Here is an 8300-nt window from a genome sequence, read left to right on the forward strand (position 1 = left end):
CGGCGCAACCGTTCCCCAACGGCAACAGCACTGCCCAGGGTCTGTAAATCGTTATCGCCGTCTACATCCGAAACCACAAGGCTCACCGTTTCATCACTGTTAATCAGATCGTGAAACACCACGGTGGGACCTCCCGTCACCGCCACCCTCGTCCAACCGGTGGGATAGAGAAAGGCATATCTGCCGTCAGGGCTCTGGAACGAATTAAGACCAGCTCCAGCACCGCTGCAGGCGGTGAGCCATACAACACAGACAACGCTGAAGAGCGATCGGAGCGGAACTTGCAACGGTAAGCGCATCGAATCGTTCATGAATCCGTCCCATTCTGCCCGGAGATCTCCCTGCCTAGATTCCAGAGACTTGCAAAAGAATTCTGAGCGGCTTCACCCGACCGCTAGCACGGTTGATCGACCAGTTCGAACGCCTTCCTGGCATTGGTCCACGGACTGCACAACGGCTGGCTCTCCATTTGCTGCGCCAACCAGAAGAGCAGATCCACAGTTTTGCTGATGCTCTCTTGGCGGCAAGGAGTCAGGTCGGCCAATGCCAAACCTGTTTCCATCTCAGTGCCGAACCCACCTGTGAGATTTGCAGGAATCCAGAGCGCTCGATCGGATTGCTATGCGTTGTAGCGGATTCAAGGGATCTACTGGCCCTCGAACGCACCAGGGAATATGCCGGCAGGTACCACGTTTTGGGAGGCCTGATCTCTCCGATGGACGGCATCGGCCCCGAAATGCTGCAGATCAGCAGCCTCGTCAACAGGGTCGCAGCAGACGAGATCAAAGAAGTCATCCTTGCGCTCACCCCCAGCGTGGAGGGTGATACCACCAGCCTCTACCTGGCTCGCCTGCTCAAACCATTTACGGAAGTCAGCCGAATCGCCTACGGCCTTCCGGTTGGAAGCGAGCTCGAATATGCCGACGACGTCACCTTGAGTCGGGCTCTTGAAGGTCGTCGAGCAGTTGAATGAAACCCCCAGGATCGCTGTCATGACAAGGAACATGAGCCGTTACAGCGGTATCCACCCCCATGAACGCTTACCGGAATGGTTGAGACGACCGATCGGTAATGCCTCAGCGATCGAACAGGTGCAAACGCTGGTCAAACAGAATGGGCTCAACACGATTTGCGAGGAGGGCCGCTGCCCGAATCGGGGGGAGTGTTACGCAGCTGGCACCGCAACGTTTTTACTCGGTGGCTCGATCTGCACCCGTAGCTGTGCCTTCTGCCAAGTGGATAAAGGACATGCACCCGAAGCCGTGAACCCTGAAGAAGGGGAGCGGGTGGCAGAAGCCGTGCTTGGCATGGGACTGCGCTACGTGGTCCTTACAGCCGTCGCCCGCGATGACCTTGAGGACCATGGGGCCAGCTTGTTCACGAACGCGATGGCGGCGATCCGGGCACGCAATCCTTTGATCGCCATCGAGGTACTCACCCCAGACTTCTGGGGCGGTGTGGCGGATCAAGCCAAAGCCCTCCAAGCTCAACGAAAGCGTTTAAGCAGCGTTCTGAAGGCACAGCCCGTTTGTTTCAACCACAATCTTGAAACGGTGAAGCGACTGCAAGGAGAAGTCCGCCGTGGGGCGACTTACACCCGCTCGCTTGGGCTGCTTGCCGCGGCCAGAGATCTTGCCCCATCGATACCCACCAAAAGCGGCCTGATGCTTGGCCTTGGTGAGAACAAGGATGAAGTGGTCAACACTTTGAAAGACCTACGCAGTGTCGATTGTCAGCGCATCACCCTCGGCCAATACCTCAGGCCCTCCTTGGCCCATATCCCGGTCGCGCGTTATTGGCACCCCACGGAATTCGAGGAGCTTGGTGCCATCGCGACCGACCTTGGGTTTTCGCAAGTGCGCAGTGGCCCTTTGGTGCGCAGCAGTTATCACGCAGCAGGAGACTGAGCAGTCCAGCGCTGCGCAGCTCGTTGCAGCACCTCGGCACAATCAGCCGTCATCAGCGCACCAGCACCACCCCAAACCATCCGCAGAGGCAAGTCCCAAACAGCTGCCTCCACCTCATGCACCGTCGTGAAACCACGCTGTTGGAAGTAACGCACCAAGCGCCGGTGCTGGCCCTCTGCATCCCGAATGGCCAACAACCTGGCCCTCAGGCAAGGAGTGGATTCCAGAGCCCATGCCATGGTGGCGGCCCAAATCAGATCTCCCGTCCCAGCAGGGGCTTGAGGACGAACTCGCATTGTGTCGAGCTGCAGTCCGGTGGTGGCGCCATAGGCCCAGGCTTTCATCTCGCCCTGGAGCTGCAAGCGATCAGCGGGCAGCTGTTCAGCCACCACCAAGCGCAAGCTCCACAGCCCAAGGGGGCGACCAACTTTGAGGCGAAGCAGCAAACCACGTTCTCGTGCCTGCGCTTCTAAATCATTGAGCATCAGCAGGCGGGCAGAGAAGAGAAAGGACTCACCTCGACCACCGAGGCAATGGGAAGTGGGCCATACAGGTGAGGGAAAAGCACGCCTGTGTGGATGGCATCTGCTCTCAGAGGGGCAGACACAAGCTTTGGATTGATTCTGAGCGTGAGGACTGAACCAGCATCGGCATAAAACCGGTCAAACGTGTCTTGCAGCTGCTCTTGCCACGACAAATGAATGAATCCCACCTCCTCGAGGGACAAGCCACGCGTTGAAACGCGATAGTCGCCTCGCTGAACGGCAGCCTGCCAATCGGATTCCAAGGCGAGATGAAACAGCGGTTGATCCATGGGAATCGCAATGGCATCAGCAGGAAAAATCGGTTGCATTCCACCTGGCAACCAGGGATCGGCACGTTGCATCAACCGTTCCATCATCGGGTCATCGAGAAAGCGCATGAGCCACTCCCTCAACGGGGCCAGGTGAGGATCAGCATCAAATCCACCCACATCCGCGAGACGCCACTGCCGAACAAACGGCCATAGGGCCGCATCCGCCAAAGCCAACCGATCAGCCAGCAACCAGCCGTTTTGACTGATGCGTTCGCTCCAGCTGCGCAGGATCACAAGACCGGCCTGGCGATGATCCTCCTTTAAAGCTCCGGGATAGCGATCGGTGTACTTGAAACGATCGAGATGATGCTTAAAAGGACCATCATTTTCTTCAATCAACAAAGCCGAGTCTTCCACCTCCAACGCGCCACGGGGGTCAGCCTGCTGCAAAGCCCAGTGCATGATCGCCAAACTCTCATCAATGACGCTGCCATCCGGAAGGACCAGAACCGGAACTGTGCCCTTAGCAGAGACCTCCAACATCGCGGCAGGTTTGGCTTTGAGTTCAATCTCACGCCACTGAACCATCAAACCTGCCTGAAGCAGGGCCCAGCGAGCTCGCATCGCATAGGGACAACGGCGAAAGCTGTAAAGAATGGGCAGCAAGCGGGGCCTGAAAGCAAGTCATGGCCACTGAAGCACTAGCCGCGTGCAGCGAGCAGGTCAATCTGTTGTTGGCGCATCGCAAATCTGCGGCGATCTGCCTCTGTGAATTGATCGATGCAATGCAAACACTGCACGCCCTTGATATAGCTCGGCAAACTCTGCTGCTCAGAAGACACCGGCAAACCGCAGGCGTGGCATAGGGAGTAGTCACCTCGTTCCAACTGATGGTTCAGCGCAACGCGCTGATCGAACACGAAACACTCCCCTCGCCAACGGCTGTTGTCCTCTGGGACCTCTTCGAGATAACGAAGAATGCCTCCACGCAAATGATGGATTTCGCCGAATCCCTGCTTTTGCAGAAAACTGCTGGCCTTTTCGCAACGGATACCTCCTGTGCAAAACATGGCAATCCGCTGAGGTCCCTCTCGCTCAATGCGAGGACGAAGCTCCTGATCCACCCAGTCGGGGAAGTCCCTAAAACTCTCCGTTTGCGGATTCAAAGCCCCAGCAAAACTGCCGATCGCCACCTCGTAAGTGTTACGAGCATCGATCACCAACGTATCGGGATCATCAATCAAGGCATTCCAATCTTTCGGGTCCACATAGGTGCCGACACTGTCTCGAGGGTCCACTTGAGGCTGCCCAAGCGTGACAATTTCGCGCTTGCTCCTGGCCTTAAAGCGTCGAAACACTTGTTCGGGATTCCAGCTGTGCTTCACCTCCAGGCATTCGTAATAGGCATCACCCAGGGCAAGTTGGCTGCGTAAGCGGGCGAGCAATCGTTCCACTCCCGACGCGGGACCGCACACCGTGCCGTTCACTCCTTCAGCAGCGATCAAGACCGAACCGAGAACGGTTTCAGCCTCAGCCAGGGGAGGAAGGGCGGTTAGCAGCTCCTGTTGATCCGCCTCAGCTAACGGGGTAAAGGCATAAAACGCTGCGACGAGCAGATCATCTTTGCTCCCCTCAGCTCCCATCGCAGGTTCCATCAGGCAACAACAGCACTGTTGAAGACAGAGAGATCATCGCTCAATGCAACAAGCCGACCAAGATCAACTGACCTCAAAATGGCGCGCTCAGCCTTCATGGTCAGAACGGCATGAACGGCTTCTCCGGACATTGTTTGATAGGTGAGCACGTCAAAGCTTGTGGGATCTGATGAGACGCTGACTTGTGTCCCATCTCGCAAAAGATATTGAGCCACTGATCTAACAAGGAAAAAGTCGTTATGTCGTTTCGTTCGAGCCAAAGCAAGAGATGTCAGAAGATCCATGCACGGAATCAACGCCTGCGCAACTAGAGACTGAACTACGCGGCCAGCTTCTCTGAACTTGTAAGCCAGTTGGCCTGCACACCGGCGGTGCGAAGCAGCTCACGATCAGCCTCCACAGCAGGGTTTCCAGTCGTGAGGAGCGTTTCCCCATAAAAAATCGAATCCGCCCCAGCCTGCAGACACAAAATCTGAGCCTCCTGGCTGAGCTGTTCCCTGCCGGCACTCAGGCGAACCCGACTGCCAGGCATCAGGATCCGCGTGACAGCAATCATGCGAACCAACTCGATCGGATCGATGGGAGGGAGTTCCTCGAGAGGAGTGCCCTCCACAGCCACCAAAGCGTTGATCGGGACGCTCTCTGGGTGGGGGTTGATCGACGCCAGCACCTGCAACATGGAAGCCCTGTCCCCAACGGTTTCCCCCATGCCAATGATCCCGCCGCAGCAGAGGGTCACACCCGCTTGACGCACCCGTTCAAGCGTCTCCAGACGTTCTTGAAAGGTCCGCGTGGTAATGATTTTGTCGTAGTGCTCAGGGCTGGTATCGAGGTTGTGGTTGTACGCGGTAAGACCCGCCTCAGCAAGACGTTGTGCCTGGTGATCGGTGAGCATGCCTGCCGTCACGCAGGCTTCCATGCCCAAGGCACGCACGCCACTCACCATCTGCAACATCGCCTCAAAAGGCGCACCATCGCGAATTTCACGCCAAGCCCAGCCCATGCAAAATCTGTCTGCACCCGCCTGCTTGGCCGCTTTCGCCCGCTCTAAAACAGGAGCAACCTGCAATTCGGGCTGGCCTGTGACATCACTGCTGTGATGCATCGATTGAGGACAGTAGGCACAGTCTTCTTCGCACCCACCGGTTTTGACACTCAACAGCGAGGCCAACTGAACGTGATATCCAGGATTCGATGCACGATGCACCCCCTGGGCATGCCAAAGCAAATCCATTAGGGGAAGATCCAGAAGCGCTTCAATCTCGCTTCGCGTCCAGTCATGTCGCACGTCAACCGCTTCCGTCATCAACCCTGAGAGAGAACCTCGAACCCTCAGGATCCCAGAGCATCGGCAATTAGACCACCAGCCCCCCAAAGCGACGGGTTCGGCTTTGATAATCCAAGAACGCACGCACTAAGGCCTCACGATCGAAATCGGGCCAGAGGACATCCGTAACGTGAATTTCAGCGTAAGCAAGCTGCCACAGCAAAAAATTGCTGATTCGATGTTCACCACTCGTGCGAATCAAGAGGTCGGGATCGATTTCACCAGCGGTGAACAGTTCGCCAGCAAGGGTCTGCTCGTCGATTTCGGAGGGATCAAGCTCCCCACTGGCTGCACGTTCAGCCAGCCGTCTGGCCGCGAGAACCAGCTCGTGCCGTCCTCCGTAGTTGGTGCAAACGTTGAAATGAATGCCATCGTTGGACGCCGTACGCTTCGTCGCCTCCTGGATCAAGGACTGAAGACGGGCAGGCAGGGGCTCAAGATCTCCAAGAAAACGGATCCGCACCCTCTCCGCCTCCAAGGCCTGAAGCTCGCGTTCCAGCACCCTCTCAAACAGCGTCATCAAAAAATTCACCTCATCGCCAGGGCGAGACCAGTTCTCCGTTGAGAAGGCGTAAGCGGTGAGAGCCTTCACACCCCAATTGCTGCATCGACGCAAGGTGGCTTTCAGGGCCTCAACGCCTGCCCGATGACCCATCACACGCGGCAAACCCCTTGATTGGGCCCAGCGTCCATTGCCATCCATGATCACTGCCACATGAGCCGGCAAACGCTGTGGACTGATCTCGGCAGGACAAAGCTCAATCCGAGAGTCATCTGAACTAGTGACCAAGCGTTGACTCAAAGCGCTGAGTCCGGGGAAGGATTTTTTACGCTACGTGAAGACCCGGTTTTCGCTGAGGTTGAGGACACCGGAGCCGCCATCAATTCGGTCAATAAATCTTGAAGACGGGAGCTGGTGATCGGACGCTCGAGCTTGCCCTGATTCGCAAGCGACAACGTGCCAGTTTCTTCAGACACAACAACACAGATGCAGCGGTCGAAGCGCTCGGTAATGCCTAGAGCCGCAAGGTGTCTTGTGCCGTAGCGGCTAATGCCTTGACGCGAGAGAGGCAAGATGACGCCAGCGGAGATAATCCGATTTCCCTTCAGCACCACCCCACCATCATGGAGAGGTGTGTCTGAGGCAAACAAATTGAGCAATAGTTCACTGCTCAGCTGCGCATCAACGGTCACTCCTGGATTCAGGAAATCCTCGGGGCGTAAATCACTGCCTAAATCCACCACAATCAAGGCACCCCGTCGCGATTTAGACAGGCGACCCGCAGCATCAGTTAGTTGAGCGACGGTACTAGCGGTCGCTCTGAGCTTGCTTTGAGGATTGCCCAATAGAACGGCGAGCCGTCCCGTGCCGAGCAGTTCCATCAGCCGGCGCAATTCTCCCTGCCAAAGGATGGCCAAAGACAGTGAACAGGCAAGAACCAGTGCATCGACCAACGTCGATGTGAGCGGGAGATTGAAAAACCGTTTAACGAACCAGGCGAGAGCAACAAGGAACAGGTAGCCCCTTAACAGCCAAAGGGTTCGCTGCTCGTTGACTCTCGTGAAAAGAAGAAAACCGAGAGCAGAGGCGCAGAAAACGTCGATCAGCAGGCGAAGTTGCAACACCGCCATTGCGTTTACGCACCCCTCATGTTTTCAATCTCACTTTACCGAGCGCAGGCGATCTGGCATCAAGTCATAACGAAGTAAATCCTCTGGCTGCTCACGCCTCTGGATGAGTTCAGCTTCTCCTTGATGCACCAACACAGCAGCAGGCCTCGGAATCCGGTTGTAGTTCGAGCTCATCGAGAGGTTGTAGGCACCCGTCGCCAGGACCACCAGCACCTCACCGCTCCGGCACGATGGAAACGACAGGTCCTTGAGCAACACGTCGCCGGATTCACAGTGCTTCCCGGCCAAAGTGATGGTTTCGTCTGCCTGCGCCAAAGGACGGTCAGCAAGACATGCCGTATAGAGCGACTGGTAGGTGATCGGTCGCGGGTTGTCGCTCATCCCACCGTCAACCGAGACGTAGGTGCGAATGCCTGGAACCACTTTGCGGGCGCCCACGGTGTAAACCGTCACGCCACTGGATGCCACAAGAGAACGGCCCGGCTCGCACATCAAACGAGGCAGCTCAAGACCACGCTCTCTGCACGCCTGGGTCACGGCTTCTGCCACCACCTTGACCCAGGCATCAATCGACGGTGGATCGTCGGATTCGACATAGCGAATTCCAAGTCCCCCGCCGACATTGAGATCTCGGACCGGATGACCAAGCTCCCGGGCCAACTTGAGGGCATCAGCCATAACAGCGGCCAAATCCCGATGCGGGTCGAGTTCAAAAATCTGAGACCCGATATGCGCGTGTAGACCTTCAACACGAGCCCAAGCACACCCAGCCAACGCTGTCAGCACGGGCTGCAACTGATCAGGATCAAACCCAAATTTGCTGTCTAAATGTCCCGTGCGGATGTACTCGTGGGTGTGGCATTCAATGCCAGGAGTGAAACGCAGCATCAAGCGAACCGGTGCACCGCCTTTAGGAACAAGCTCAGCAAGACAATCCAAATCGTGCTGGTTATCGGCCACCACCATCACCCCATGGCTGTAAG

General features: G+C 56.7%; 11 protein-coding genes. 2 read left to right on the forward strand and 9 right to left on the reverse strand.

What is annotated here, in order from left to right:
• A partial coding sequence (gene psbP / locus NCN04_RS04605; protein ID WP_250395321.1) for a photosystem II reaction center PsbP occupies positions 1–299 on the reverse strand: 299 nt, incomplete at its 3' end.
• Between the two features lie 74 nt (positions 300–373).
• Between psbP and recR the strand changes: the two genes are divergently transcribed.
• Positions 374–973: a recombination mediator RecR gene (gene recR / locus NCN04_RS04610; RefSeq protein WP_157028551.1), complete on the forward strand. Its 600-nt coding sequence runs from the start codon at positions 374–376 to the stop codon at positions 971–973.
• Between the two features lie 31 nt (positions 974–1004).
• Positions 1005–1907, forward strand: coding sequence for a lipoyl synthase (lipA, locus tag NCN04_RS04615; protein ID WP_048346262.1), 903 nt, complete (start codon positions 1005–1007; stop codon positions 1905–1907).
• Here the strand turns inward: lipA and NCN04_RS04620 are convergent.
• The 8 genes from NCN04_RS04620 to lysA all read right to left on the reverse strand — a co-directional run.
• The gene (locus NCN04_RS04620; RefSeq protein ID WP_048346261.1) at positions 1889–2392 is read right to left on the reverse strand and encodes a GNAT family protein; all 504 of its coding nucleotides are present in this window, start codon (positions 2390–2392) and stop codon (positions 1889–1891) included. The genes lipA and NCN04_RS04620 overlap by 19 nt on opposite strands.
• Positions 2392–3369 carry a DUF952 domain-containing protein gene (locus NCN04_RS04625; RefSeq protein ID WP_250395314.1) on the reverse strand — a complete coding sequence of 326 codons (978 nt, stop codon included), beginning with the start codon at positions 3367–3369 and terminating at the stop codon, positions 2392–2394. The genes NCN04_RS04620 and NCN04_RS04625 overlap by 1 nt, the downstream gene beginning before the upstream one ends.
• A gap of 35 nt (positions 3370–3404) precedes the next feature.
• Positions 3405–4358, reverse strand: a complete 954-nt coding sequence (gene trhO, locus NCN04_RS04630) for an oxygen-dependent tRNA uridine(34) hydroxylase TrhO (RefSeq protein WP_250395315.1) — start codon at positions 4356–4358, stop codon at positions 3405–3407.
• Entirely contained in the window at positions 4358–4573 is a 216-nt protein-coding gene (locus tag NCN04_RS04635; protein ID WP_250395316.1) for a hypothetical protein, read from the reverse strand. The genes trhO and NCN04_RS04635 overlap by 1 nt, the downstream gene beginning before the upstream one ends.
• Positions 4574–4677: 104 nt before the next feature.
• Entirely contained in the window at positions 4678–5664 is a 987-nt protein-coding gene (gene bioB, locus NCN04_RS04640; protein ID WP_250395317.1) for a biotin synthase BioB, read from the reverse strand.
• 49 nt (positions 5665–5713) lie between these two features.
• Positions 5714–6487 carry an undecaprenyl pyrophosphate synthase gene (gene uppS, locus NCN04_RS04645; RefSeq protein WP_250395318.1) on the reverse strand — a complete coding sequence of 258 codons (774 nt, stop codon included), beginning with the start codon at positions 6485–6487 and terminating at the stop codon, positions 5714–5716.
• On the reverse strand, positions 6484–7317 hold the full coding sequence (cdaA, locus tag NCN04_RS04650; protein ID WP_250395319.1) for a diadenylate cyclase CdaA: 834 nt from the start codon (positions 7315–7317) through the stop codon (positions 6484–6486). The genes uppS and cdaA overlap by 4 nt, the downstream gene beginning before the upstream one ends.
• A 30-nt stretch (positions 7318–7347) precedes the next feature.
• The coding region (gene lysA, locus NCN04_RS04655) for a diaminopimelate decarboxylase (protein ID WP_250395320.1) at positions 7348–8300 on the reverse strand (953 nt) is incomplete at its 5' end.

It is taken from the genome of Synechococcus sp. MU1655, assembly GCF_023630655.1.
GTDB lineage: Bacteria > Cyanobacteriota > Cyanobacteriia > PCC-6307 > Cyanobiaceae > Synechococcus_C.